Source organism: Thiemannella venezuelensis (assembly GCF_014203605.1).
Lineage (GTDB): Bacteria > Actinomycetota > Actinomycetes > Streptosporangiales > Streptosporangiaceae > Planomonospora_A > Planomonospora_A venezuelensis.
Window position 1 is genome coordinate 49,833 of sequence record NZ_JACHJJ010000029.1, and the last position, 25,211, is coordinate 75,043.

At 73.1% G+C, this 25,211-nt stretch carries 22 protein-coding genes; 17 read left to right on the forward strand and 5 right to left on the reverse strand.

Features of this window, described 5'->3' with window-relative positions; genetic code table 11:
- Positions 1-64 precede the first annotated feature (64 nt).
- The 11 genes from FHS22_RS31535 to FHS22_RS31585 all read left to right on the forward strand — a co-directional run bounded on the left by FHS22_RS31535 (position 65) and on the right by FHS22_RS31585 (position 13,835).
- Positions 65-1,459: a cellulose binding domain-containing protein gene (locus tag FHS22_RS31535; RefSeq protein WP_184947824.1), complete on the forward strand. Its 1,395-nt coding sequence runs from the start codon at positions 65-67 to the stop codon at positions 1,457-1,459.
- Between the two features lie 105 nt (positions 1,460-1,564).
- Complete coding sequence (locus FHS22_RS31540) at positions 1,565-2,836, forward strand: extracellular solute-binding protein (RefSeq protein WP_184947825.1); 1,272 nt, start codon at positions 1,565-1,567, stop codon at positions 2,834-2,836.
- A gap of 69 nt (positions 2,837-2,905) precedes the next feature.
- The gene (locus FHS22_RS39425; RefSeq protein WP_184947826.1) at positions 2,906-3,871 is read left to right on the forward strand and encodes a carbohydrate ABC transporter permease; all 966 of its coding nucleotides are present in this window, start codon (positions 2,906-2,908) and stop codon (positions 3,869-3,871) included.
- A gap of 32 nt (positions 3,872-3,903) precedes the next feature.
- Complete coding sequence (locus FHS22_RS31550; RefSeq protein ID WP_338048043.1) at positions 3,904-4,728, forward strand: carbohydrate ABC transporter permease; 825 nt, start codon at positions 3,904-3,906, stop codon at positions 4,726-4,728.
- Between the two features lie 247 nt (positions 4,729-4,975).
- Positions 4,976-6,067 (forward strand): ABC transporter ATP-binding protein, encoded by a 1,092-nt coding sequence (locus tag FHS22_RS31555; protein ID WP_184947828.1) that lies wholly within the window; start codon positions 4,976-4,978, stop codon positions 6,065-6,067.
- A complete protein-coding gene (locus FHS22_RS31560; protein WP_184947829.1) occupies positions 6,060-7,187 on the forward strand; it encodes an ABC transporter ATP-binding protein in 1,128 nt (375 codons plus the stop codon). Before FHS22_RS31555 ends, FHS22_RS31560 begins: the two co-directional genes overlap by 8 nt.
- Positions 7,184-8,188: a carbohydrate ABC transporter permease gene (locus tag FHS22_RS31565; protein WP_221474362.1), complete on the forward strand. Its 1,005-nt coding sequence runs from the start codon at positions 7,184-7,186 to the stop codon at positions 8,186-8,188. The genes FHS22_RS31560 and FHS22_RS31565 overlap by 4 nt, the downstream gene beginning before the upstream one ends.
- A gap of 59 nt (positions 8,189-8,247) precedes the next feature.
- A complete protein-coding gene (locus FHS22_RS31570) occupies positions 8,248-9,069 on the forward strand; it encodes a carbohydrate ABC transporter permease (protein ID WP_221474363.1) in 822 nt (273 codons plus the stop codon).
- 2 nt (positions 9,070-9,071) lie between these two features.
- On the forward strand, positions 9,072-9,347 hold the full coding sequence (locus tag FHS22_RS31575; RefSeq protein WP_221474364.1) for a DUF2160 domain-containing protein: 276 nt from the start codon (positions 9,072-9,074) through the stop codon (positions 9,345-9,347).
- A 38-nt stretch (positions 9,348-9,385) separates the two neighbouring features.
- Entirely contained in the window at positions 9,386-11,158 is a 1,773-nt protein-coding gene (locus tag FHS22_RS31580; RefSeq protein ID WP_184947831.1) for an ABC transporter substrate-binding protein, read from the forward strand.
- Positions 11,159-11,429: 271 nt separating this feature from the next.
- Complete coding sequence (locus tag FHS22_RS31585) at positions 11,430-13,835, forward strand: hybrid sensor histidine kinase/response regulator (RefSeq protein WP_184947832.1); 2,406 nt, start codon at positions 11,430-11,432, stop codon at positions 13,833-13,835.
- Between the two features lie 4 nt (positions 13,836-13,839).
- On the opposite strand, the gene FHS22_RS31590 is transcribed toward FHS22_RS31585, so the two are convergent.
- Positions 13,840-14,550 (reverse strand): FadR/GntR family transcriptional regulator, encoded by a 711-nt coding sequence (locus FHS22_RS31590; protein ID WP_184947833.1) that lies wholly within the window; start codon positions 14,548-14,550, stop codon positions 13,840-13,842.
- A gap of 81 nt (positions 14,551-14,631) precedes the next feature.
- Here FHS22_RS31590 and FHS22_RS31595 point away from each other — a divergent pair, with 81 nt between their 5' ends.
- The 3 genes from FHS22_RS31595 (at position 14,632) to FHS22_RS31605 (ending at position 17,434) form a co-directional block, all read left to right on the forward strand.
- Complete coding sequence (locus FHS22_RS31595; protein ID WP_184947834.1) at positions 14,632-15,366, forward strand: (Fe-S)-binding protein; 735 nt, start codon at positions 14,632-14,634, stop codon at positions 15,364-15,366.
- Positions 15,367-15,452: 86 nt separating this feature from the next.
- Complete coding sequence (locus FHS22_RS31600; RefSeq protein WP_184947874.1) at positions 15,453-16,826, forward strand: lactate utilization protein B; 1,374 nt, start codon at positions 15,453-15,455, stop codon at positions 16,824-16,826.
- Positions 16,823-17,434: a LutC/YkgG family protein gene (locus tag FHS22_RS31605; protein ID WP_184947835.1), complete on the forward strand. Its 612-nt coding sequence runs from the start codon at positions 16,823-16,825 to the stop codon at positions 17,432-17,434. Before FHS22_RS31600 ends, FHS22_RS31605 begins: the two co-directional genes overlap by 4 nt.
- 44 nt (positions 17,435-17,478) lie before the next feature.
- Here FHS22_RS31605 and FHS22_RS31610 read toward each other — a convergent pair whose 3' ends face one another.
- Positions 17,479-18,186 (reverse strand): NADPH-dependent FMN reductase, encoded by a 708-nt coding sequence (locus FHS22_RS31610; RefSeq protein WP_184947836.1) that lies wholly within the window; start codon positions 18,184-18,186, stop codon positions 17,479-17,481.
- 461 nt (positions 18,187-18,647) lie between these two features.
- Between FHS22_RS31610 and FHS22_RS31615 the strand changes: the two genes are divergently transcribed.
- Entirely contained in the window at positions 18,648-19,838 is a 1,191-nt protein-coding gene (locus tag FHS22_RS31615; protein ID WP_184947837.1) for a carboxylate-amine ligase, read from the forward strand.
- Here the strand turns inward: FHS22_RS31615 and FHS22_RS31620 are convergent.
- From FHS22_RS31620 to FHS22_RS31630, 3 genes are read right to left on the reverse strand one after another with little or no spacing between them, the layout of a single operon-like run.
- Complete coding sequence (locus tag FHS22_RS31620; protein WP_184947838.1) at positions 19,835-20,491, reverse strand: TetR/AcrR family transcriptional regulator; 657 nt, start codon at positions 20,489-20,491, stop codon at positions 19,835-19,837. The genes FHS22_RS31615 and FHS22_RS31620 overlap by 4 nt on opposite strands.
- A gap of 21 nt (positions 20,492-20,512) precedes the next feature.
- Positions 20,513-21,658: a thiolase family protein gene (locus FHS22_RS31625; protein ID WP_221474365.1), complete on the reverse strand. Its 1,146-nt coding sequence runs from the start codon at positions 21,656-21,658 to the stop codon at positions 20,513-20,515.
- On the reverse strand, positions 21,655-22,065 hold the full coding sequence (locus FHS22_RS31630; protein WP_184947839.1) for a Zn-ribbon domain-containing OB-fold protein: 411 nt from the start codon (positions 22,063-22,065) through the stop codon (positions 21,655-21,657). The genes FHS22_RS31625 and FHS22_RS31630 overlap by 4 nt, the downstream gene beginning before the upstream one ends.
- Before the next feature lie 112 nt (positions 22,066-22,177).
- Here FHS22_RS31630 and FHS22_RS31635 point away from each other — a divergent pair, with 112 nt between their 5' ends.
- Positions 22,178-23,635 carry an aldehyde dehydrogenase gene (locus FHS22_RS31635; protein ID WP_184947840.1) on the forward strand — a complete coding sequence of 486 codons (1,458 nt, stop codon included), beginning with the start codon at positions 22,178-22,180 and terminating at the stop codon, positions 23,633-23,635.
- Entirely contained in the window at positions 23,632-25,203 is a 1,572-nt protein-coding gene (locus FHS22_RS31640) for a class I adenylate-forming enzyme family protein (RefSeq protein ID WP_184947841.1), read from the forward strand. The genes FHS22_RS31635 and FHS22_RS31640 overlap by 4 nt, the downstream gene beginning before the upstream one ends.
- Positions 25,204-25,211: the final 8 nt, after the last annotated feature.

The following is a 25,211-nucleotide window of genomic DNA, read 5'->3' on the forward strand; positions in this document are numbered from 1 at the left end:
ACGCGAGGGTCCGCCTCGCCGTGCCATCGAACACCTCGGGGGCCGCTCAGAAGGAGATCCGCCCATGCCCCGACCCCCCTTGAAGATCATCCTCGCACTGACCCTGCCCCTCGTCCTGGTGGCCGTCGCCCTGGCCTCGCCGGCCTCGGCCGCCCAGGCGCTGCGCCTGCAGTACAAGACCAGCGCCGCCGGAGCCGTCACCGCACAGGCCGAGCCGTGGTTCAAGCTCGTCAACGACGGAACCGAGCCCGTCCCGCTCAGCCAGGTGAAGATCCGCTACTACTTCACGGGTGAGACCTCCTACCGGTTCGCCTGCTCATGGGCGGTGGTGAGCTGCTCCACCGTGACCGGGCACTTCGTCCCGCTGGCGAGCCCGGTCGCGGGCGCCGACCGGTACCTGGAGGTCGGCTTCACCTCCGGGACGCTGGCCCCCGGCGCGGACACCGGCGACATGCAGCTGCGCTTCCACCGCACCGACTGGCAGAACTTCACCCAGTCCGACGACCACTCCTTCGGGGCGGGCCGCACCTCCTACGGAGACTGGGACAAGGTGGCCGTCTACGCCGGCGGGCGGCTCGTCTGGGGCACTCCGGCGGGCGGCGGGAGCGGGGAGCCCACACCGACGCCCACCGTCACCCCGACGGGGAACCCGGGCGGCCAGGGCACGCTCTTCGACGACTTCGCCTACACCGGCTCGTCCGATCCGCGGCTGGCGCAGCGCGGCTGGACGGTGCGCTCCGCCTCCGGCGGTCCGGGCGTGCCCGGCGCGACCTGGTCGCCCGGCGCGGTCACCTTCCCCTCGGCGGAGGGCGGCCAGGTCCTGCAGCTCGACTCCTCCACCGACGGCACCGGGGCGGGCACCGTGCACACCGAGCTCTCGACCGCCTCCCGCAAGTTCTTCGAGGGCACCTACGCCGCCCGGGTGAAGTTCAGCGACGCCCCGCTGTCCGGCCCCGACGGCGAGCACGTGGTGCAGACGTTCTTCACCATCACGCCGCTCCGGCAGAACATGGACCCGGACTACGGCGAGCTGGACTTCGAGTACCTGCCCAACGGCGGCTGGGGAGAGCCCGGCAACATCCTCTACGCCACGAGCTGGGAGACCTACCAGGCCGATCCCTGGCAGGCCGTCAACACCCACACCGAGGAGCGGGCGAGCTTCGCCGGCTGGCACGACCTGGTGATCCAGGTCTCCGGCGGCCGGATCAGGTACTACGTCGACGGGCGCCTGTTCGCCGACCACGGCGACGCCTACTATCCCGAGACGCCTATGTGGATCATGTTCAACCAGTGGTTCATCGACCTGCAGGGCGGCTCCGCCCCGCGCACCTACCGCCAGCAGGTCGACTGGGTCTACCACAGCAGGAACGAGGTCGTCGCGCCCGCCGACGTGCTGAGCAGGGTCGCCGCCTTCCGGGCGGCCTCCACCACGTTCACCGACACCGTCCCCGCCCCCTGAAGGAGCCGGTACGGCTCCCGCGCGGAGCCGTACCGGCCCCCGGACCGGACCCCGGCACCCGCCCGGACCGGTCCGGGGGCCGTACCCCCCGAGAGAGAAGACACCATGAAGCACCGCCTCCTGGCCGCTGCGGCCGCGCTGGCCCTGGCCGCCACCGCCGCGGCCTGCGGTTCCGGCTCCGGCGGCGGGTCCGCCGCCCCCGCGAGCACCGGGCCCGCCAGGCTCACCGTCTGGATCATGGACGGGAGCGTCACCGACGAGCTCGCCAAGCGCTTCGAGACCGAGTACGAGGCCGCCCACCGGGGCGTCGACCTCGACATCCAGATCCAGGCCTGGGACGGCATCGGCGAGCGCGTCACCGCCGCCCTGGCCAGCACCGACGCCCCCGACGTGATCGAGGTCGGCAACACCCAGGTCGCCCAGTACGCCGCCAGCGGCGGCGTCAAGGACCTCACCGACAAGGTCTCCGATCTCGCCGGCTCCGACTGGATCCCGGGGCTGGCCCAGCCGGGCAACATCGACGGCAGGCAGTACGGCGTGCCCTGGTACGCCGCCAACCGCGTCGTCGTCTACAACAAGGAGCTGTTCGCCGAGGCCGGGATCGAGGCCCCGCCCAGGACCCGCGACGAGTGGCTGGAGATCACCGCCAAGCTGAACGAGGGCGGGAACCAGGGCATCTACCTCACCGGGCAGACCTGGTACGCGCTGGCCGGGTTCATCTGGGACGAGGGCGGCGACCTGGCGGTCAAGGACGGCGACCGGTGGAAGGGCGCCCTCGACAGCCCGCAGGCGCTGGCCGGCATGGACTTCTACAAGCGGCTCCAGGCCCTCGGCAAGGGGCCGAAGGACGCCGACGAGGCCAACCCGCCGCAGCACGAGGTCTTCGCCCAGGGCAAGGTCGCCCAGATGATCAACGTGCCCGGCGGCGCGGCCCGGGTGCTGGAGGTCGAACCGGGGATGAAGGGCAAGATGGGCTTCTTCCCGATCCCCGGCAAGACGGCCGACAAGCCCGGCGCGGTGTTCACCGGCGGCTCCGACCTGATCATCCCCGAGGCGTCGAAGAACCAGGACGCCGCCTACGAGGTGGTCAAGGCCCTGGCGGGGGAGAAGTTCCAGACCGACCTGGCCAAGACGATGAACTTCGTGCCCAACAGGGCGTCGCTGGCGCACGTGCTCGACGCCGACGAGGGCACCGCCGCCATGGCCAGGGGAGCGGCGGCGGGCAGGGCCACCCCCAACACCCCCAACTGGGCCGCGGTCGAGGCCACTTCCGTGATCAAGCAGTACATGACCGCCGTGCTCACCGGCAAGGACCCGGCGGCCGAGGCGCGCAAGGCGTCCGAGACCATCACCACCACCCTCAACAGCGGATCCTGAGACCCCCGCGGGCCCCCGGCTCCCGGACGTCGCCGGAGCCGGGGCCCGCCAGAACCGGAGGGAGCGAGCGTGCCCGCCGCCACCCGGACCCCGGCCCCGCCGCGACGGCGGCAGACGCCGCGGGCCCCGACAGGAAGACCCCGCAGGCGCAGGAACCCGTGGCCCTACCTGCTCATCGCCCCCGCCGTGGCCGGCGGCGTCTTCCTGCTGCTCTACCCGCTGCTGCGCGCCGCGACGATCTCCTTCCAGCACTTCCGGATGGGCGAGCTCATCCGGGGCGGCGCGGAGCTCGTCGGCCTGGACAACTACCGGGAACTGCTGGCCGCCGAGGAGTTCTGGGCGGTCACGCTGCGCACCTTCGCCTGGACCGCGGTCAACGTGGTGCTCATCGTGGGGATCTCGACCGGCGTCGCGCTCATGCTGGCCCGGCTCGGCCGGCGCATGCGCGTCGCGCTGATGAGCGCGCTCGCCCTCGTCTGGGCCACCCCGGTCATCGCGGCCACCACGATCTTCCAATGGCTGTTCCAGTCGGAGCTGGGGGTCGTCAACTGGGTGCTGACCCGCCTCGGATTCGGCTCCTTCCAGGGCTACTCCTGGTTCGCCGACGGCGGGGCGATGTTCGGCGTGCTGGTGACACTGGTGGTCTGGCAGTCGGTGCCGTTCGCCGCGCTCACCCTGTACGCGGGCCTGACCACGATCCCCGCCGAACTGTACGAGTCGGCCAGGATCGACGGCGGCACCGGGAGGCAGATCTTCGCCAGGGTGACCTTCCCGATCCTGCGCCCGATGTTCGCGCTCGTCACCTCGCTCGAGGTGATCTGGGTCTTCAAGTGCTTCCCGCAGATCTGGGTGCTCAGCCAGGGCGGTCCCGACGACGCGACGACCACGCTGCCGGTCTACGCCTTCAAGGTCGCCCGGGTGCTGCACCGCTACGACCTCGGCTCGGCCGTCGCCATGCTCACCGTGGCGATCCTCGCCGTCGCCCTGGTCGGCAACCTGCGCCGGATGCTCAGGCAGGAAGGAAACGAGTCATGAGAACGCGCACCCGGCCGGGGAGGAGGCCGGCCGTGAGGGCGGGCAGGATCGCCCTCAACACCGCCGCGGCGGCCGTACTCGCCGTTATGATCTTCCCGGTCTACTGGATGTTCGCCACCGCGTTCAAGCCGGCGGCGGAGATCCAGTCCGAGACGCCGAGCCTGTGGCCCGCGCACCCGACGCTGGAGCACTTCGCCGCCGCGGTGGGCGCCGACGGGTTCTGGACGTTCTGGCGCAACAGCCTGGCCGTCACCGCCGCCGCCGTGCTCCTGGCCCTGGCGGTCTCGCTGCTGTCGGCCTTCGCCGTGGCCCGGATGCGCTGGCGCGGCAGGGGGCCCTTCATCGTCATGGTCTTCGCCGCGCAGATGGCTCCGTGGGAGGCGCTGCTCGTGCCGATGTTCATCATCGCCAGGGACACCGAGCTGCTCGACTCGCTGGCCATGCTCACCGGCGTCTACTTCATGATCACGCTGCCGTTCACGATCGTCACCCTGCGCGGCTTCCTCGCCGCCGTCCCCGCAGAGGTGGAGGAGGCCGCTCTGGTCGACGGCTGCACCCGGCTCGCCGCCTTCCGCCGGGTGGTCTTCCCGCTGCTCGCACCCGGCCTGATGGCCACCTCGCTGTTCGGGTTCATCACCGCCTGGAACGAGTTCGCGTTCGTCAACGTGCTGATCATCAAGGACCAGGGCAAGCGCACGCTCCCGGTGTGGTTGTCGTCCTTCCGCGACGTGTTCGGCACCGACTGGGGCGCCACCATGGCCGCCGCCACCCTGTTCGCCCTGCCGGTGCTGGTGGTCTTCCTGTTCCTGCAGCGCAGGGTCGGGGCGGGAATGATCGCGGGGGCGGTGAAGGGCTGACCCGGCGGGTACGGCCCGCGCCTCTCCGGCGGGCCGTACCCGCCGGAGAGGCGCCCCGGAGGACTGAAACGCGCGGGGTTCCCGTGCGGCGGTGCGTCTCGCGCCACGGCAGACGCCCCCTATGCACGGACGTGACGCTGAGGTTATATGGAATTGCATTCGGCTCGGGACCGTCGCGATCGCACGTCGGAGCGCTTGCACCGACCGCACGGTTTCGATCATGCTCCGGCAGAGAGGACCGGGCACCGTGACGCTGATTCTCGACGGCGTTCGCGTGCGGCAGCGCGGAGAGCCCTGGCTGGACGGCATCGACCTCGAATTCCCGAGCGGGATGACGACGCTCATCGGCCCGCTGGCGGCGGGGAAGACGACGCTGATGCGCGTCGCCGCAGGGCTGCTGCCGCCCACCGCCGGGCGCGTCGTCGTCAACGGGAAGGACGTCACCCCGGTCTCGGTGCGGAAGAGGTCGGTGGCCTTCGTCTACCAGCAGTTCATCAACTACCCGTCGCTGACGGTCTACGAGAACATCGCCTCCCCGCTGCGCCTGGCGCGCTCCTTCCCCAAGGAGGACGTCGACCGGCGGGTGCGCGAGGTCGCCGAGCTCATGGGCATCGGGGACCTGCTCGGGCGCCGGCCCGCCGAGCTGTCGGGCGGCCAGCAGCAGCGCACCGCCATCGCCCGGGCGCTGGCCCGTCCCGTCGACGTGCTGCTGCTGGACGAGCCGCTCGCCAACCTCGACTACAAGCTCCGGGAACAGCTGCGCGCCGATCTGAAGGGCATGTTCGCCGGCTCCCCGGGCGTGGTCCTGTACTCCACCGCGGACCCGGCCGAGGCGCTGACCTTCGCGGCGCCGACGGTGGTCCTGGGCGAGGGCCGGGTCCGGCACGCCGGCGACGCGGCGGACATGTACGACCGGCCGCCGACGCTGGCCGTCGCCGCGACGCTCAGCGATCCGCCGCTGAACCTCCTGCCGGGCGTCGTGCGCGACGGCCGGATCGAATGCCTCGGGGTCTCCTTCCCGGCCCCCGGGGTGCAGGGCTCCGGCCGCCGCGTCGTCCTCGGGGTCCGCCCCCACCAGGTGAGCATCGAGCGGACCGGCCCCGGCGGGCTGGAGTTCCCCGCGGAGATCCGGCTCGCGGAGGTGACGGGGAGCACGACCTTCCTCCACCTGCTCCTGCCCGACCGGCGGCACCTCGTCGCCCAGCTGCCCGGGACCCGGCTGTTCACCCCGGGGGAGCCGGCGGTGGCCCACGTGGACCCCGCGCACGTCTTCGTCTTCGACGAGGCCGGCGGGAACCTGCTCGCCACGTCGGCGGCGGAGGTCGGTCCGCATGGCTGACATCCGCCTGGAGGAGGTGTCCCACAGCTACGACGGGGGCCGGACGTGGGCGCTCAAGCCGATGACCTGGACCTGGCGGAGCGCCAGGGCGTATGCGCTGCTCGGGCCGAGCGGGTGCGGCAAGTCCACGCTCCTGAACATCGTCTCCGGCCTGCTCTCCCCGACGACGGGGCGGATCTGGCTGGACGACCGGGAGGTCACCGCGGTGCCGACCGCGGGCCGCAACATCGCCCAGGTCTTCCAGTTCCCGGTCCTCTACGAGGAGATGTCGGTCTACGACAACCTCGCCTTCCCGCTGCGCAACCGCCGGTACCCCCGGGCGGAGGTCGACCGGCGGGTGCGCGAGGTCTCCCGGATGCTCGGGCTGGACGACCATCTCGGCCGCAGGTCGCGGCGGCTGGACCCGGGACGGCAGCAGATCGTCAGCCTGGGCCGCGGGCTGGTCCGCCCCGAGGTCGCGGCGGTCCTGCTCGACGAGCCCCTCACCGTCATCGATCCGGCGATGAAGTGGACGTTGCGCAGCAAGCTGAAGGAGATCCACCGCGACACCGGCCACACGCTCATCTACGTCACCCACGACCAGACCGAGGCGCTGACCTTCGCCGACGAGGTGGTCGTCCTCAAGGACGGGGAGATCGTGCAGGCCGGCGAGCCGGCCGAGCTGTTCCTGGCGCCCGCGCACGAGTTCGTCGGCCACTTCATCGGCTCACCCGGCATGAACGTGCTGCCCGCCGAGATCGCCGGAGGGGTGGTCCGGGTCGGCGGGACGGCGGTCGGGCGCGCCGCGGGCGACGGCGGTGAACTCCCGCCGGGCCCGGTGCGGATCGGAGTCCGGCCGGAGTTCGTCCGGATCACCGCCGGGCAGGACGCCCCGGACGCCGGAGACCCGGCGGGCCCGGGCCTGGCGGCGCGGATCACCGGGTTGGACCGCATGGGCTCCCACCACCTCGTGCACGCCCGGGTGGACGGCCACGCCCTGGTCTCCAAGACCGGTCCCGGTTCCCGGTACGAGCCCGGCACCGCCGCGTTCCTGCGGTTCGACCCCGGCCGCGCGTTCCTGTTCCGGGACGAGGTCCGGTGCGGATCGCTCATGCCCCTCGAAGGGAGGGGGGGAACGTGACCGGCAGGGGCGCGGACGGGATCTCCCCGGCGGACGCGGCCGTCGCCGGAGGCCAGGTGACGGGGGAGGTCCTCACCGGCGACACCCTCGCCGGCGCGGCCCGCGAGGCGCCCGGCGAGCACGACGCGTCCCGGGCGGACACCAGGACGAAGGACAACCGGGCCTGGTTCCTGGTGCTCCCGGTCGTGGTGTCGGTCGCGTTCACCGCGGTGATCCCGCTGATGACGGTCGTCAACTTCTCCGTGCAGGACATCTTCAGCCCCACCGACCGGATCTTCGTGGGGCTGGACTGGTTCCGGGACGTCGCCCGCGACCCCGAGGTCCGCGCCGCCTTCCTGCGGACCCTGCTGTTCTCGGCCCAGGTGCTGCTGCTGGAGATCCCGCTCGGGGTGGCGCTCGCGGTCTCGATGCCGCGCCGCGGGCCGTGGGCCTCGGCGGCCCTGGTCGTGGTCGCGCTGCCGCTGCTCATCCCGTGGAACGTGGTGGGCACCATCTGGCAGATCTTCGCGCGCGGCGACATCGGGCTGGGCGGCTGGGCGGTCAACACCATCCCGGGCGTCGACTTCAACTACACGCTGGACTCCACCGACGCCTGGATCACGGTCCTGCTCATGGACGTCTGGCACTGGACCCCGCTGGTGGCGCTGCTGGCCTACGCGGGCCTGCGGTCGATCCCGGACCCCTACTTCCAGGCCGCGCAGATCGACGGAGCCTCGGGCTGGGCGACCTTCCGCCACATCCAGCTGCCCCGGCTGCGCGGCGTGCTGACGATCGCGATCCTGCTGCGCTTCATGGACAGCTTCATGATCTACACAGAGCCGTTCGTGGTGACCGGCGGCGGGCCGGGGAACGCCACGTCGTTCCTGAGCATCCTGCTGTCGAAGATCGCGGTCGGGCAGTTCGACCTGGGGCCGGCGGGCGCCTTCTCCCTGCTGTACTTCCTCATCGTGCAGATCGTCTCGTACGTCTTCTTCACCGTGCTGACCAGGACGGGGAGGTGAGCCGGATGGCTCGGGCAGCGGGACCGCCCGCCGCGGCGACGGGGAGGAGGCCGCCCGCCGTGGCGGCGACGGCACGGCGGCAGCTCCCGTGGGCCCGCACGGTCTTCTGGCTGTATGCCGCCACCCTCATGCTGCCCCTGCTGTGGATGTTCGGCATGTCCATCCGGCCGAACGAGGACATCCTCGGCGGCTTCTCGCTCATCCCGCAGCGGGTGACGTTCGACAACTACCAGACGTTCTTCACGGACTCCGTGTGGTATTCGAGCTACCTGAACTCGATCGTCTACACGTCCATGAACGCCGTCATGTCACTGGTCGTGGCGCTCCCGGCGGCCTACGCCTTCTCCCGGTTCAGGTTCGCCGGGGACAAGCACCTGTTCTTCTGGCTGCTGACCAACCGCATGGCCCCGCCCGCGGTGTTCCTGCTGCCGTTCTTCCAGATCTACCAGAGCGTCGGGCTGTTCGACACGCACCTCGGGGTCGCCGTCGCGCACATGCTGTTCAACGTCCCGCTCGCCGTCTGGATCCTCGAGGGCTTCATGTCGGGCATCCCGCGCGAGATCGACGAGACCGCGGCGATCGACGGATACTCCCTGCCGCGCTTCTTCATCCGCATCTTCCTGCCGATGATCCGCTCGGCGATCGGCGTCACCGCCTTCTTCTGCTTCATGTTCAGCTGGGTCGAACTGCTCATCGCCAGGACGATCACCTCGGTCAACGCCAAGCCGATCGCCGCCACCATGACGCGGACCGTGAGCGCGGCCGGGGTCGACTGGGGGCTGCTCGCCGCGGCCGGCGTGCTGACGATCATCCCGGGAGCGGTCGTCATCTGGTTCGTCCGCAACTACATCGCCAAGGGCTTCGCCCTCGGGAGGGTCTGACCATGCTGGAGTGGATGGTGTGGACCCCGCCCACGGCCGCGGTGTTCGCCGGACTGGCCCTGCTGCTCGCCGGGATGGCGGTGTGGGCCCGGCTCTCGCCGCCGGTGGCGCGGCGCGGTTTCCTGCGGATCGAGACCGACCGGGGCGACCGGCTGTACATCGGCCTGATCAGCGCGGCGGCCGTGCTCACCGGGTGGATCGCCGTCACCGACCTGTCCATGTGGCTGGCGCTGGCGTGCGCGCTGCTGGTGGCGCTGGTGATCGGCATATGGGGATGACCGCAGAAAGCAGACGCCGGCCTGGGAGGAGCCAGACGATGTCGTTAACACTCAAGGGGCGGACGGCCGTCGTCCTGTCCGTCCTCGGCCTGCTGGCGGCAGGCTGCTCGCAGGACCCCGGAGGAGAGCGCACGGGCGGGTTCAACGAGGCGAACGCCAAGGCGGCGGCGCAGAGATGGGTCAGCCAGGAGTTCACCCCCAGCACCCTCTCCCGCGACCGGCAACTCGCGGAGATGGACTGGTTCATGAAGGCCGCGGCGCCGTACCGCGGCATGGAGATCAACGTGGTCTCCGAGACGATCACCACGCACGAGTACGAGTCGCAGCAGCTCGCCAAGGCGTTCAGCGAGATCACCGGGATCAGGCTCAGGCACGACCTGATCCAGGAGGGCGACGTCATCGAGAAGCTGCAGACCCAGATCCAGGGCGACCAGAACATCTACGACGCCTACGTCAACGACTCCGACCTCATCGGAACCCACTCCCGCGGCGACTACGTGCTCCCGCTCTCGGACTACATGGCGGGTGAGGGCAAGGCGGTCACGTCGCCCACGCTCGACATCGGCGACTTCATCGGCATCAGCTTCACCACCGGGCCGGACAAGAAGATCTACCAGCTCCCCGACCAGCAGTTCGCGAACCTCTACTGGTTCCGCTACGACTGGTTCACCGATCCGGAGATCAAGCAGCAGTTCAGGGACGCCTACGGCTACGACCTGGGCGTGCCGGTCAACTGGGCCGCCTACGAGGACATCGCCGACTTCTTCACCAACAAGGTGAACGGCGACGGCACCGTCGACGGCAGGAAGGTCTACGGCCACATGGACTACGGCCGCAAGGACCCCTCCCTGGGCTGGCGCTTCACCGACTCGTGGCTGTCCATGGCCGGCAACGGCGACCCCGGCATCCCCAACGGGCTTCCGGTGGACGACTGGGGCATCAGGGTGGAGGACTGCCGCCCGGTCGGCTCGTCGGTGAGCCGCGGCGGCGACACCAACGGCCCGGCCGCGGTGTACGCCCTGACCAAGTACGTGGACTGGCTGAAGCGGTTCGCGCCCAAGGAGGCGGCCGGGATGAACTTCAGCGAGGCCGGCCCGGTCCCGGCGCAGGGCCACATCGCCCAGCAGATCTTCTGGTACACCGCCTTCACCGCGGACATGACCAAGGAGGGGCTGCCGGTCGTCAACGCCGACGGCACTCCGAAGTGGCGGATGGCGCCGAGCCCGCACGGCGCGTACTGGAAGGACGGCAACAAGCTGGGCTACCAGGACGCCGGCTCCTGGACGCTGCTGAAGAACACGCCCGCGGAGCGCCGGGCCGCGGCGTGGCTGTACGCCCAGTTCGTCACCTCCAAGACCGTCTCGCTGAAGAAGTCCATCACCGGGCTGACCTTCATCCGGGACTCCGACGTCCGCAGCGACTACTTCACGGAGAACGCGGCGAAGTACGGCGGGCTGATCGAGTTCTACCGCTCGCCCGCCCGCGAGCAGTGGACGCCGACCGGGACCAACGTGCCCGACTACCCGAGGCTGGCCCAGCTGTGGTGGCAGAACGTCGCCACCGCCGTGACCGGTGAGACGACCCCCCAGCAGTCGATGGACAACCTCGCCAAGCAGCAGGACGACATCCTCTCCCGGCTGGAGCGCCGCGGCTACGGCGGCGACTGCGCGCCGAAGCTGAACCCGGAGCAGGGCGCCCGGCACTGGCTGGACCAGCCGGGCGCCCCGGTGCCGAAGCTCGCCGACGAGCGGGGGAAACCGGAGACGCTCGACTACGACAAGCTGATCGCGCAGTGGAAGGGCGCGGACTGACCGCACACCGCCCGGCGGCGCACCGACCGGCCTGCGGCGTCCGGCGGTGCGCCGGTGGGCTGCATGCCGGCGGGCCGTGCTCCGGCGGGTCGTGCTCCGGCGGGTCGTGCTCCGGCGGGCATCGCGCCGAGGCGATGGCCGCCGTCCCGGCTCCGGAGTAGGCTTGGCCTGCGATCAGGGCCGGGACGCGGATCCGCGGCGGCCGATCGACCGACCGTGAAGACCGATGGCGGGAGCCGGGACCCCCGGATCCGGCGCGAGGAGCCGCTCTATGCTTCGCCGCGGCGCGGCACATCTCGGCAGGGTCGCCGCGCTGGCGGCGCTCTACGCCGTGGCTGCGAAGGCGGCGTTCGCGCTGGCCGCCGTGCACACCGTCATCTCGCCCGTGTGGCTGCCGAGCGGGCTGGCGGTGGCGGCCGTCGTGCTGTGCGGCCACCGCGCGGTGCCCGCGGTCCTGCTCGGAGCGTTCGTGTTCAACGCCTCGACCGGGCTCCCGCTCTGGGTGGCCGCTCTGATCGCCTCGGGGAACGCGCTGGAGGCGGCCGGCGCCGGATGGCTGCTGCGCCGGACGGGCTTCCGGCGGAGCGCCGGCCGGGTCCGGGACGTGCTGGCGCTGGCCGTACCGGCCGGTCTGGGGGCCACGGCGGCCGGCGCCGGGGTCGGGGTGGCGGCCCTGTGGGCCGGCGGCGTCGTGCCGGCGGCCGACCTGGTGTCCTCGTGGGTGCTGTGGTGGTTCGGCGACGCGATCGGCGTGCTGACCCTGACCCCGGTGCTGCTGGCGGCGTGGGCTCACCGGCACCGGCGGCCGCGCCCCGGCAGGGGCCGGGTGGCCGAGGCCGTGCTGCTCGCCCTCGCGCTCCCGGTGGTCACCTGGCCCGTCCTGGGGGCCGGGCGGCTGACCCTCGTCGTCCCGGTGCTGCTGTGGGCCGCGATCAGGTTCCGGCTGGTCGGCGCGTCCCTGGCCAGCCTGTTCACCTCCGCGGTGGTGATCTACGCGGCGGCGCGCGGGGTCGGCCCCTTCGTCCAGCCCTCGTTCCAGGGCACCCTGCTGACCACCCAGAACTACACCATGGTGCTGATCGCCACCAGCATGCTCGTGGCGGCGATCATCACCGAACGCGAGCAGGCGACCTCGGCGCTCCACGCCCAGCAGGAACGGACCCGTTCGATCATCGCCACCGCCCGCGACCCCTTCTTCGGGTTCGACGGCGACGGCGTGGTCACCGACTGGAACCGCAGCGCGGAGACCACCTTCGGCTGGTCCGCGCAGGAGGCGATCGGCCGCCCGCTGACCGGGCTCATCGTCCCGGCGGAGGTCTACCACGAGCGCTTCCGGAGTGCGATGACCGCCGCGGAGGACCGCATGGAGGTCCTCGCCAGGCACCGGGACGGCAGGGAGCTGCCCGTCGAGGTCACGATCTGGTCCGTCGAGTCCGTCGGCCGCAGCCGCTTCAACGCCTTCGCGCGGGACATCACCGAGCGCAAGCAGTTCGAGCGGGACCTGGCCACGGCACGTGACCGGGCACTGGAGGCCTCGCGGCTCAAGTCGCAGTTCCTGGCCACGATGAGCCACGAGATCCGCACCCCGATGAACGCGGTCATCGGCCTGGCCGCGGTCCTGCTGGCCGGCCCGCTCGGCGCCGACCAGCGCCGCCAGCTCCAGGGCATCCTCACCGCGGGGCAGACGCTGCTGGCGATCATCAACGACATCCTGGACCTGTCCAAGATCGAAGCCGACCAGCTGGTGCTGGAGGAGGCCGACTTCGCCCCCGGCGCGCTCGTCCGCGACGTCATCGGGCTGCTCTCCGGGACGGCCGGGGCCAAGGGCCTCACTCTGACCGGCTCGTGCGGGCCGGAGCTGCCCGCCCTGCTGCGCGGCGACGCCACCCGGATCCGGCAGATCCTGCTCAACCTGGTGGACAACGCCGTCAAGTTCACCCCGCACGGCGGCGTCACCGTCCGCGCCGGGCTCACCGGCGTGGACCCGGAGGGGACGGCGGAGGTCGTGATAGAGGTCACGGACACCGGCATCGGCATCCCCGGCGACAAGCAGGAAAGCCTGTTCGACCCGTTCGTCCAGGCCGACGCCTCGACCACCCGGGAGTACGGCGGCACCGGCCTGGGCCTGGCGATCTCCCGCCGGCTCGCCCGGGCGATGGGCGGAGACCTGAGGGTGTCCAGCCGCCCGGGCCGGGGCAGCACCTTCACCTGCACGATCCGGCTGGCGCAGGCGTCCGCGGCGGGGCCGCCCGCGGACGACGGCGGGACCGCCGCGGCGCCCGTCCGCCGCTCCCGGCTCCTCCTGGTGGAGGACAACGAGCTCAACCAGATGGCGGCCATGGAGGTCCTCACCCTGCTCGGCTACCACGCCGACCTCGCGACCAACGGCCAGGAGGCCATCGCGATGGCGGAGAGGACGCAGTACCAGGCGATCCTGATGGACTGCCAGATGCCCGTCATGGACGGCTACACCGCCACCACCGTGCTGCGCCGCAGGGAGGGGAAGGAGCGGCGCACCCCCGTCATCGCGCTGACCGCCGGCGCCTTCGCCGAGGACCGGCAGCGCTGCCTGGCCGCGGGCATGGACGACTTCATCGCCAAGCCCTTCGACTGCGACGAGCTCGCCTCCACCATCGCGCGGTGGACGGAGCGCCCCGACGGCCGGGCCGCGAGCTGAGCCCTCAGGCCTCCGGGGGCCCGTCCGGCGCCGGGGGGTAGGCGCGGGCGAGGTGCTCGGTGACGGCGCGGGCGGCCGCCGGGCCGTCACCGGCGGCGACGAGCTCGTGGATGCGCCGGTGGTCGGCCATGAGCAGGCCGGTCTGCCCGGCCCGCTCGACCGCGGCGACCGAGAAGGCGTGGATGGTCTGCCGGAGCGCCCGCATGGTGGCGGCCAGCAGGCGGTTGCCGGAGAGCATCGCGACGCCGAGGTGGAACGCGACGTCGTGGTCGACGAACTCCTGCGGCGTGGCCGCCGCCTCCATCCGCTCCAGGGCCGCCGCCATGGCATCGAGCGCCGCCGGCGCGTGCCCGGGGTGGGCGTGCAGCACGGCCCACTGCTCGATCATCAGCCGGGTGTCGATCACCTCGTCCAGGGACAGGCTCGCCGTGCCCAGGTGGAGTCTGAGCAGGTCGGCCAGGGCGCTCTCCGGCCTTGAGATCAGCACGGCCCCCGCGTCGGGCCCCCGCCCCGCCTGGGAGGAGACCACGCCCAGCGTCTCCAGCACGCGCAGCGCCTCGCGCACGGAGGCGCGGCTCACGTGGAGCTGCCCGGCCAGCTGCCGCTCGCCGGGGAGCCGGTCGCCGGCGGTGAGCCCGTCCTCGGCGATGCGCCGCTCGATCTGGGCGAGCACCTCCTCGAACGTGCGCGTCTTCCTGACCGGCTGCCACTCCATGCGGGCGCTCCCTCTCCGAGTATGGCTTTCCGAGTATGGTCAGACCATAATATGGTCTGACCATACTCGGAAAGGAGTGCCGTGCGGGTCGCCCTGTTCATCACATGCGTCAACGACACGCTCTTCCCCGGCACCGGCCGGGCGACCGTCTCGATCCTGCGCCGGCTCGGGTGCGAGGTCGACTTCCCGGCCGCGCAGACCTGCTGCGGCCAGATGCACGTCAACACCGGCTACCCCGAGGAGGGCGTACGGCTCGCCCGCCGCTTCACCGAGGTCTTCCGGGACTACGACGCGGTGGTCGCGCCCTCGGGTTCGTGCGCCGCGATGGTGCGCGAGCAGTACCCCAGACTGGCCGGGCGCGGGGAAGAGGGCTTCGCACAGGAGGTGGCCCGGGTCGCGCCGAAGGTCCACGAGCTCTCGGAGTTCCTGGTGGACGTGCTCGGCGTCACCGACGTGGGGGCGTACTTCCCGCACCGCGTGGCCTACCACCCGACCTGCCACTCGCTGCGCGGCCTGGGACTGGGCGACCGGCCGCTCGCCCTGCTGGGGAACGTCCGGGGACTGGAGCTCCTCCCGCTCCCCGGCGCCGAGGAGTGCTGCGGCTTCGGCGGCACCTTCTCGGTGAAGAACCCGGAGGTCTCCGCCGCCATGTGCGCCACCAAGGTGGGCAACGTGCTGGAGACCGGCGCCGAGGTGCTGTGCGCGGCCGACAACTCCTGCCTGATGCACATCGGCGGCATGCTCGGGCGCCGGGAGACGGGAGTGCGGACCATGCACCTGGCCGAGATCCTCGCCCGGACGGAGGCGAGGGCATGAGCGAGCGGGCCACGGGCGCGCCGGCACCGCGGGCGCTGCCGGCGGAGGAGGGCGGAGGCGGGCGCGCGAGCGTGACCTTCATCGGCATGCCGCGGAGCTTCCGCGAGAACGCCGCGGAGGCCGTGCGGAACGATCAGCTCGGGCGCAACCTCCGCAAGGCCACGCACACCATCCGCGGCAAGCGCGCCAGGGTCGTCGAGGAGCTGCCCGACTGGGCGGAGCTCCGCGAGGCCGGCCGGGCGATCAAGGACCACACGCTGCGCCACCTGGACCGCTATCTCCTCCAGCTTGAGGAGGCCGTGACCCGGGCCGGCGGGCACGTGCACTGGGCCGCCGACGCCGCCGAGGCCAACCGCATCGTCACCGGGCTGGTCCAGGCGACGGGCGAGAGCGACGTGGTCAAGGTCAAGTCGATGGCGACGCAGGAGATCGGCCTCAACGAGCACCTGGCCGCCCACGGCGTCACCGCCTACGAGACCGACCTGGCGGAGCTGATCGTCCAGCTGGGCGACGACTGGCCCAGCCACATCCTGGTCCCGGCGATCCACCGCAACCGCGCGGAGATCCGCCGGATCTTCCGCGACCGGATGGCCTCCTGGGGGCGGCCCGCCCCGGAGGGGCTGAGCGACGAGCCCGCGGCGCTGGCCGAGGCGGCCCGGCTCCACCTGCGCGAACGCTTCCTCTCCAGCAAGGTCGCGATCTCCGGCGCCAACTTCATGGTCGCCGAGACCGGCACGATGGTGGTGGTGGAGTCGGAGGGCAACGGCCGGATGTGCCTGACCCTGCCCGAGACGCTGATCAGCGTGGTCGGCATCGAGAAGGTCCTGCCCACCTGGCGGGATCTGGAGGTGTTCCTGCAGCTCCTGCCGCGCAGCTCCACCGGCGAGCGGATGAACCCCTACACCTCCATGTGGACCGGGGCGGTCGAGGGCCAGGAGTTCCACCTCGTCCTGCTGGACAACGGCCGCACCGGCGTGCTCGCCGACGAGGTCGGCCGCCAGGCGTTGCGCTGCATCCGCTGCTCGGCCTGCCTGAACGTCTGCCCGGTGTACGAACGCGCGGGCGGCCACGCCTACGGATCGGTCTATCCCGGCCCGATCGGTGCCATCCTCACCCCGCAGCTGCGCGGCATGGGTTCGGAGCTGGACAACTCCCTGCCCTACGCCTCCTCGCTCTGCGGCGCGTGCCTGGAGGTCTGCCCGGTCGCGATCGACATCCCCGAGGTCCTGGTCGAGCTGCGGGCCAGGGCCCGCCACCCGCGCTCCGAGCGGGCCGCGATGCGCGCGGCGGGGTGGCTCCTGGGCGACCAGGCGAGACTGGCGCGGGCGCAGCGCCTCGCCACCCGCCTCCGGCGGCTGGTTCCCAGGCGGCTGCCGGGCCCGGGTTCGGCCTGGACCGACACCAGAGACCTGCCGGAGATCCCCGAGGAGTCGTTCAGAGACTGGTGGAAGCGATCATGAGCACCCGAGAGGAGGTCCTCGGCCGGATCAGGCGCGCGGTCGAGGGCGCACCGGAGGTTCCCGAGGCGGAGATCCCTCGCGCCTACCGGACGGAGGTCCCCTGCGACGACCTGGCCGGGCTGCTGGCCGAGCGGGTCGCGGACTACCGGGCGATCGTGCACGTGGTGCCCTCGGCCCGGGTGGCCGCCACGCTCGCCGGACTGGTGGAGGGCAAGCGGATCGCCGTGCCGGACGGGCTGCCCGCCGAGTGGGCCGGACCGGTCTCGCAGGCTGCGGCGACCGTGCTCGCCGACCCCGCCAGAGACGAGCTCGACACCGTGGACGCGGTGCTCACCGGGTGCGCGGTGGCGGTGGCGGTGACCGGCACGATCGTGCTGGACGCCGGGCCCGGCCAGGGGCGCAGGGAGCTGACGCTGGTCCCCGACCACCACCTGTGCGTGGTCCGGGCCGGCCAGATCGTGGCGGGCGTGCCCGAGGCGATCGCCCGGCTCTCCCCGGACTCGCCGCTGACCTGGATCAGCGGCCCCTCGGCGACCAGCGACATCGAGCTCGACAGGGTCGAGGGGGTGCACGGCCCGCGCACACTGGAAGTGGTCATCGCGGTCTGAGCCCGCCGCCGTCTGGGCCCGCCGCCGTCTGGGCCCGCCGGGGCTCAGCCCGGCTGCGGGCTCAGCTCGGCCCCGGCGGAACGGCGCGACCGGGCGGGAACGCGCCGGGCCCGCGTGCCGGGCTCGGCGCCGGACCCGGACCCGGACCCGAGCTCGTCCACCGGGATCGGCGCCGGGCCCGCGAGAGGGGTCAGACCGGAGAGCCGGCAGGCCGTCCTGGCCTTCAGCGCCTCGCGGACGTCCGCGCAGACCGCCGCCAGCGCCGCGCCCGCCCGCTCCCTGGCCACCGGGTCGGCGAGCCTGCCGATGGCGTTGAACTGCCGTGCCGCCGGGAACACCGGAAGGTCGGCGCGGTGCACGACGGCGCCGCCCGCGCCGAGGAGCCAGTGCAGCTCCACCTGCGTCCACATCGCCTCGTGCGGGCGCACGCAGGCGGTCACCACGGCGACCGGCTTGCCCACCAGCACGCCGCCCGCCATCGGTGACGACGCCCAACTCAACGCGTGCCTCAGCTGGACGGGCAGCACGCTGTGCTCCGGCGCCGCGATCAGCAGGCCGTCGGCCGCGGAAAGGACGCGGCACAATCCGTCCACCTCCGCGGGCAGCCGGCCGCCGCCGACGGGTGGAATCGGCTCCAGCCCGTCCCAGACCTCGAACTCGGCGGACTCGGGCAACTGCCGCGCCACCGCGTCCAGAAGCCTGCGGACGTGCGCCCCCGGCCGAAAAGCGCCCGCGATCCCCACGATCCTCATTGGCCCCATCCCCACACGCCGTTACGACCCCTCGTGCCCGCGGCGGGAGGGCGGCGAACCCGCGCCGGGCATCGATCGCGCATGGAACGGTGCTGTCATCGCAAAGGCGGCGGGAGCCGGGGCGGTTCGCCGGCCGGGAAGGGTTCCCGCCATGCCGACGGGGGGTACACCACGGGTACGGCCGCCCTGGGGGGCGGCCGTCCACAGGCGACCGCGGCCCCGCGGCCCCGCGGTTCCGGCGGTGTCCCGCGCAGGCGGGTCCCGCCCCGGCGGCCGGGCCTTTCTCGCGAGTGCGCCGCCCCCGGCCCCGTCGCCCGCGACGAGCAGGATTTTTATCAAGAGAACTGGGCATATGTCTCTTCTGTCCGTTTTTGTACGGGCGCAAGGGGGTCGCACATGCCGTACACCGCCGGACCTGCCGCCTCTCTGGCACGGTGGCCCGCCGCCGGCCGGTGCGAAGGATGAGCCCCGGGACCGCGGGACCCCCGCCGGCCTTCCCACGGCTCACCCTGGGGGTGGAGGAGGAGTTCCTGCTCGTCGACCCCGAGACGGGCAGGGTGGTGCCCGCCGCGCCGACCGTGCGCAGGAGGATCGGCGTCCCGCTGGCCGAACGGGTCCAGCCGGAGTTCACGAGGTTCCAGATCGAGACGAACAGCCTCGCCCACACCGACCTGCGCCGCCTCTGCCACGACCTGGCCGAGCTGCGGACCTCGGTGGCCGAGGCGGCCGAGCGGGCCGGGGCCCGCCTGGTCGCCTCCGGTACGGCGCTGCTCGGCAACACGGGCCTGCCGCCGCTGACCCCGTCCCCGCGCTACGAGCGCATGGCCCGCCGCTACGGCGCCCTCCTGTACGGCCAGGGCGTCTGCGGCTGCCACGTCCACATCGGGATCGGCGACAGGGACGAGGCGGTCCAGGTGAGCGACCACGTCCGCCCCTGGCTGCCGGTGCTCCAGGCGCTGACCGCGAACTCCCCGATCATGGAGGGTGCGGACACCGGCTATGCGAGCTGGCGCGCCGTCCTGTGGGCCCGCTGGCCCAGCGCCGGCCCGCCGCCCCGCTTCTCCTCGGCGGAGCGCTACGACGCCCTCGTCGAGGCCCTTCTCGAGGCGGGGGCCGTCCTGGACCGCGGGATGATCTACTGGTACGTCAGGCCCTCCCACCATCTGCCCACCCTGGAGTTCCGGGGTGCGGACACGTGCGCGACGGTCGGCGAGACCGTCGCGCTGGCCGGGTTGGTCAGGGCGCTGGCCGCCACGGCCCTGGCCGACGTCAGGAGGGGCCTGCCGCCCCCCGAGGTGGACCAGACGCTGCTGGAGGCCGCCTACTGGCGGGCGGCCCGCGACGGCTTGGAGGGCGACGGCCTCGACCTGGCGACCGGCCGCCGGACGCCGATGTGGAAGCTGGTCGGCGCGTTGCTGCGGTGGGTGCGCTCCGCGCTGGAGGAGAGCGGCGACCTGCCCCTGGTCACGGAACTGCTGAACCGGCTGCACCGCCGCGGCTCGGGAGCGGCCCGCCAGCGCGCCGCCTACCGGCCGCGGCACGACGTGCGCGACGTCGCCCGGCTGCTGGCCGCGCAGACCCGGGACGTCTCCGAGTTCCCCGTGCCCGCCCGCGTCGCGGCGGAGCCGCCCGCCATGGCCCCCGGGCGTTAGCGGGCGCCCAGCCCGGCGCGCACGGCGCGCCGGGCCGTGCGGATCGAGGCGTCCAGGTCGACGCGCCCGGGGTCGATGAGCCACTGGAGGCAGATCCCGCGGAGCAGCCCCTCGATGAGCACGGCGTGCGCGTCGAGGTCGGCCGCCTCCGGGATCTCGCCGTCCTCGGCCGCCTGGCCGAGCCAGGTGCGGATCAGCGCCCGGAACGCCTCGTTGCTGCCCGCGACCGCCTCGCGCAGGACCGGCGCCGAGCTGATCGCGTCGGCCATGACGACGTACATCGCGCGCATGTACTCGTCGCCGTCGCGCATCGAGCCGATGTAGGCGGTGATGAGGTGGTCGATTCCGGCCAGGCCCCGGCGGCCGTCCCCTCCGGACAGGATGGTGCGCCCGGCGGAGCTGCGGATCTCCTCGATCGCCGCGCCGATGCACGCGTCCTTGGTGCCGAAGTGGTGGGTGACCAGACCGCGGCTGAGGCCGGCCTCGCGGCCGATCTCCCCGAGGGTGGTGCCGGTGTAGCCGCGCTCGGCGAGGAGCCGGATGGTGGCGCGCAGCAGGCGCCGGCGGGCCTGCGCGGTCCGGTCGGCCTGGGTGCGCCGCTCCGGCGCCCCGGCCCGCTCGGCCGTGCCGGCCTGGGTGCCCCGCTCTGACATGCCTCCCAGCCTAGTCACGACCTAGTCGAGCCGCTGCAGCACGTGGATCACGCACACGGCGCCGACACCGAGCATGTGGGCCAGCCCGGTGCGCGCCCCGGGCTGCTGCCGGTCGCCCGCCTCGCCGCGGAGCTGCCGGGTGATCTCGGCGATCTGGCCGACCCCGGTGGGGCCGATGGGGTGGCCCATCGCCAGCAGGCCGCCGGAGGGGCTGACGGCGCACCGGCCGCCGACGTCGAAGGCGCCCCGCGCGAGGAGCCCGGCGGCCTCTCCCGCGCCGCACAGGCCGATGGCCTCGGCGTACAGCAGTTCCTCGATGCTGAAGGCGTCGTGCACCTCGACCACGTCGAGGTCGGCCGCGGTGATCCCGGCCTGCCGGAACGCCTCGCCGGCGGTCTCCCGGGTGAGTTCGGTGTCGGGGTCGGCGGTGCCGTACAGGCGCTCGCTGCGCTGGGCGGAGGCGGTGACCCCGACGCAGCGGGCGGGGTCCAGGCCGAGCCGCTCGACCGCCTCGCCGGAGACGACGAGCGCGGCCGCGGCGCCCTCCCCGATCGGGCAGCACTGGAGCCGGGTCAGGGTCCCGGAGACGGCGGGCTCGTCCATGACCTCCTGCAGGGTGCGCTCCTTGCGCCGTTGCGCGAAGGGGTTGCGGGAGCCGTTGCGGTGGTTCTTCACCGCGACCGCCGCGACCTGCTCGGCGGTGACTCCGTGGCGGTCCATGTACTCGTCGGCGAGCAGCGCGAAGTGCGTGGCGGGGACGACCAGGCGGTCGGCGAGGCCGGCGACGCCGGTGGGGGCGGCCCGGACGCGGGAGGGCTTGTCGACGCCCAGCGCCAGCGAGACGTCGGCCAGCCCGGCGGCGACCTCCAGGCAGGCCTGCCGGAAGGCGGAGGAGCCGGAGGCGGAGGCGTTCTCGACCTGGGTCATCGGGATGCCGGTCGCGCCGAGGTGGCGCAGCATGCGCCGGGAGGCGGCCATGCCCAGGCCCGCCGTACCGGTCCAGGCGCTGTCCACGTCGGTCCAGGCCAGGCCCGCGTCGGCCAGCGCCGAACGCACGGCGGTGAGCCCCAGCCGGACGTAGGGGGTCTCGGAGAGCCGCCGGTAGGGGTGGAGCCCGATCCCGGCGACGTAGACGGGCCGCAGGTCGGCCAGAGTGCCGCGCATCATGCCCCGCCCCCCGGTCCTGCGGGACTCGCGGGGGTCGCGAAACGCAGCTCCAGCAGGTCCGGTACGGCCCCGCCGGGCTCCAGCCGGGCCCGCACCCGGTCTCCGGCACGGGCGGTTCCGGCGTGCACGCCGCGGATCAGGGGGCCGTCGTCGAGGAGGACGGACACGATCGTGAACGGGACCGGCACCCGCGGGTCGTGGTGGCGGTGGACCTCGGCGGCCGCCCGAACGGTCCCGGTGGCGGCCAGCTCGCAGGGCAGGCCGTCGGCGGAGCCGCAGGCCTCGCATCCGTACGGCTGGCGGGGGAACGACACGCGGTCGCAGGCGGCGCAGCGCAGGCCGTACAGGACGGGCTCGCCGCCGGGCCCGGTCCCGTAGAGGGCGGGTTCGGCGCAGGGAGTCGACATGGCGCCGATGCTGCCATTTTGCTGGCCGACCGACAAGTATTTACTTGTCGGTCAGCCAACATGTATGTTCCCGGCAGTGCTCCCCAGCCCGCGTTCCGAAGGAGAAGGCGCCGTGCACGTGAGGGACGAGCTGTACATCGGCGGCGCGTGGACCGCCTCGACCGGCACCGGCCGCATCGAGGTGGAGAACCCGGCCACCGAAGAGGTCATCGGGTACGTGCCCGACGGCACGCCCGAGGACATGGGACGGGCGGTCGGGGCGGCGCGCGCGGCGTTCGACCGCGGACCCTGGCCCGGAACGAGCCCGGCGGAGCGCGCCGGGGCGATCGACGCCTTCGCCGCCGCGCTCACCGCGCGGGCCGGCGAGCTGACCGAAGTGATCACCGCCGAGACCGGCCTGCCGATCACCGTGGTCGGCCTGGCGCACGTGCGTCCGGCGATCGCGACGCTCGCCTACTACGCGGAGCTGGCCAGGACGACGGAGTTCGAGGAGGAGCGCCCGGGGGCGCGGTCCCCCTTCCGGGTCCGCCGGCTCCCGGCGGGCGTCGTCGCGGCGATCGTGCCGTGGAACATCCCCCTGCTCGGGGCCTGCGCCAAACTCGGCCCGGCGCTGGCGGCGGGCTGCACGGCCGTGCTCAAACCCTCCCCGGAGACCCCGCTGAGCGCCTGCCTCCTCGCCGACGCCGCGCACGAGGCCGGCCTGCCCGCCGGTGTGCTGAACGTGGTGCCCGCGGGCCGCGAGGCCGGTGCCGCGCTCGTCGCGCACCCCGGGGTCGACAAGGTCACCTTCACCGGGAGCACCGCGGCGGGCAAGCGCATCGCCGCCGTCTGCGCGGAGCGGATGACGCGCTACTCGCTCGAACTGGGCGGCAACGCCGCCTGCATCCTCCTGGAGGACGCGCCGGTCGAGCGGGCCGCGGCGGGTGTGGCCGGGATGAGCCTGATGAACAACAACGGTGAGGCCTGCATCGTGCAGGGCCGGATCCTGGTGCCGCGCGCCCGCCACGACGAGTTCACCGAGGCGCTGTGCGCGGTGGCGCGGGAGATCCCGCTGGGGGACCCGGCCGACCCGCGCACGCTGCTCGGCCCCATGGTCAGCCGCGCCCACCTGGAGCGCGTCCTCGGCCACATCGGCACCGGGACCGCCGAGGGCGCCAGGCTCGCCTGCGGAGGGAAGCGCCCCGAGGGGCTCGACCGCGGCTGGTACGTCGAGCCGACCGTGTTCGCCGGGGCCGACAACGGCATGCGCGTGGTCCGGGAGGAGATCTTCGGTCCCGTCGTGACCGTCATCCCCTACGACAGCGAGGAGGAGGCGGTCGCGATCGCCAACGACACCGAGTACGGCCTGTCGGGTTCGGTGTGGAGCCGGGACCCGCTGCGGGCCGCGGAGGTCGGCGCCCGGATCCGGGCCGGCTCGATCTACGTCAACGGGGCGCTCCGGCTGGACGCGGCCGCGCCGTTCGGCGGTTTCAAGGAATCGGGGATCGGCCGCGAGGGCGGCCCCGAGGGACTGGCCGAGTACCTCGAACCCCAGGTCGTCTTCGTGCCCGCCCCGCGAGGGGCGAAGTGAGCCGGCCCCCCGCGTCCCCCGGCGAGCCCTGCGCCTACGAGGGCGACGCCGTCCTGACGCACGGCCGGTGGCACGACCTGGCGGGCCGGCTGGCCTCTGCGCTGGCCGGGTACGGCCTCGGCAGGGGCGACCGGATCGCCGTCCGGATGCGGACCCGCCTGGAGTGGATGGTGGTGAGCCTGGCCCTCGGCAAGCTCGGCGCCGTCCAGGTGGCGGTCAACTACCGGCTGACTCCGCCCGAGGCGGAGCACATCCTGCGCGACTGCGGGGTGAGGGCCGTCATCGCGGACGACGGCGATCTCACCCCGCTCCTGCGGGCCTGGGAGCACCTGGGCCTGCGCGCCGTCGTCGGCGTCGACGGACCCGGGACGGACGGACCCCCCGCAGGCGGCCTCGCGGCCGGCCCGCGCGCTCCGGAGGCGGTGAGCCTGCCCGCGCTGCTGGAACGGACCCCGGCGGGGGAGTGGCCGGAGGGGACCTTCGCGCCCATGGTCGTCTACTCGTCGGGGACGACGGGGGCGCCCAAGGGCGCGCCGCTCGGCGGCTGGAACAACCGGCCGGACCCCCGCGTCCTCGCCGACTACCTCGCCTCGACCGGCTTCGACGGCGCCTCCGGCGGCCGGGGGAACCGTACGATGATCACCCTGCCGATGCACCACGGCGCCGGGCCGGCCTCGGTGCGCACGGCGATCAGGACCGGCGGGAGCGCCCACTTCCTGCGCCGCTTCGACGCCGAGGCGGCGCTCGCGCTGATCGAGCGGAGCGCGATCACCCACTGGTCGTCGGTGCCGACGATGCTCCAGCGCATCATGAAGCTCCCCGGGCACGTGCGGGACCGCTACGACGTCTCCTCCCTGCGCTTCCTGAGCGCCGGGGCCGCCCCCGTGCCGCGGGAGCTGAAGGACCAGGTCCTCGACTACTTCGGCGAGGTCCTCCACGAGGGCTACGGGTGCACCGAGGCCGGGATGATCAGCGGCTGCCTCCCCGCGGACCACCGCCGCAAGCCGGGCTCCTCCGGCAGGCCCTTCCGGCAGGTCGAGGTCCGGATCCTGGGCGAGGACGGCGGGATCCTGCCGCCCGGGCGGACCGGGGAGATCGCGGTACGTACCCCGGCGGTGATCTCCGGCTACATCGGCCGCGGCCCCCTCGGCCCCGACCAGCTCGACGGCGACGGCTTCTACCGGACCGGCGACATCGGCCGTCTCGACGAGGACGGCTACCTGTTCATCTCCGACCGCCGCACCGACATGATCATCGCGGGCGGGGTGAACGTCTACCCGGCCGAGATCGAGGCCGTCCTGCTCCGGCACCCGGCCGTCGCGCTCGCCGCCGTCTTCGGGATACCCCACCCCGACGCGGGCGAGCAGCCGATCGCCGTGGTCGAGCGGCAGCCCGGCGCGGCGCTCACCGGCGAGGAGCTGATCGCCTTCTGCGAGGGCCGCCTCGCCAGGTACAAGTGGCCGCGCCGCGTCGAGTTCGTCGACGCGCTCCCGGTCAACCCCATGGGGAAGATCGAGAAACGCCGCCTCCGCGAGCCGTACTGGCGCGGGCGCGACCGCGCCGTCTGAGGACCCGC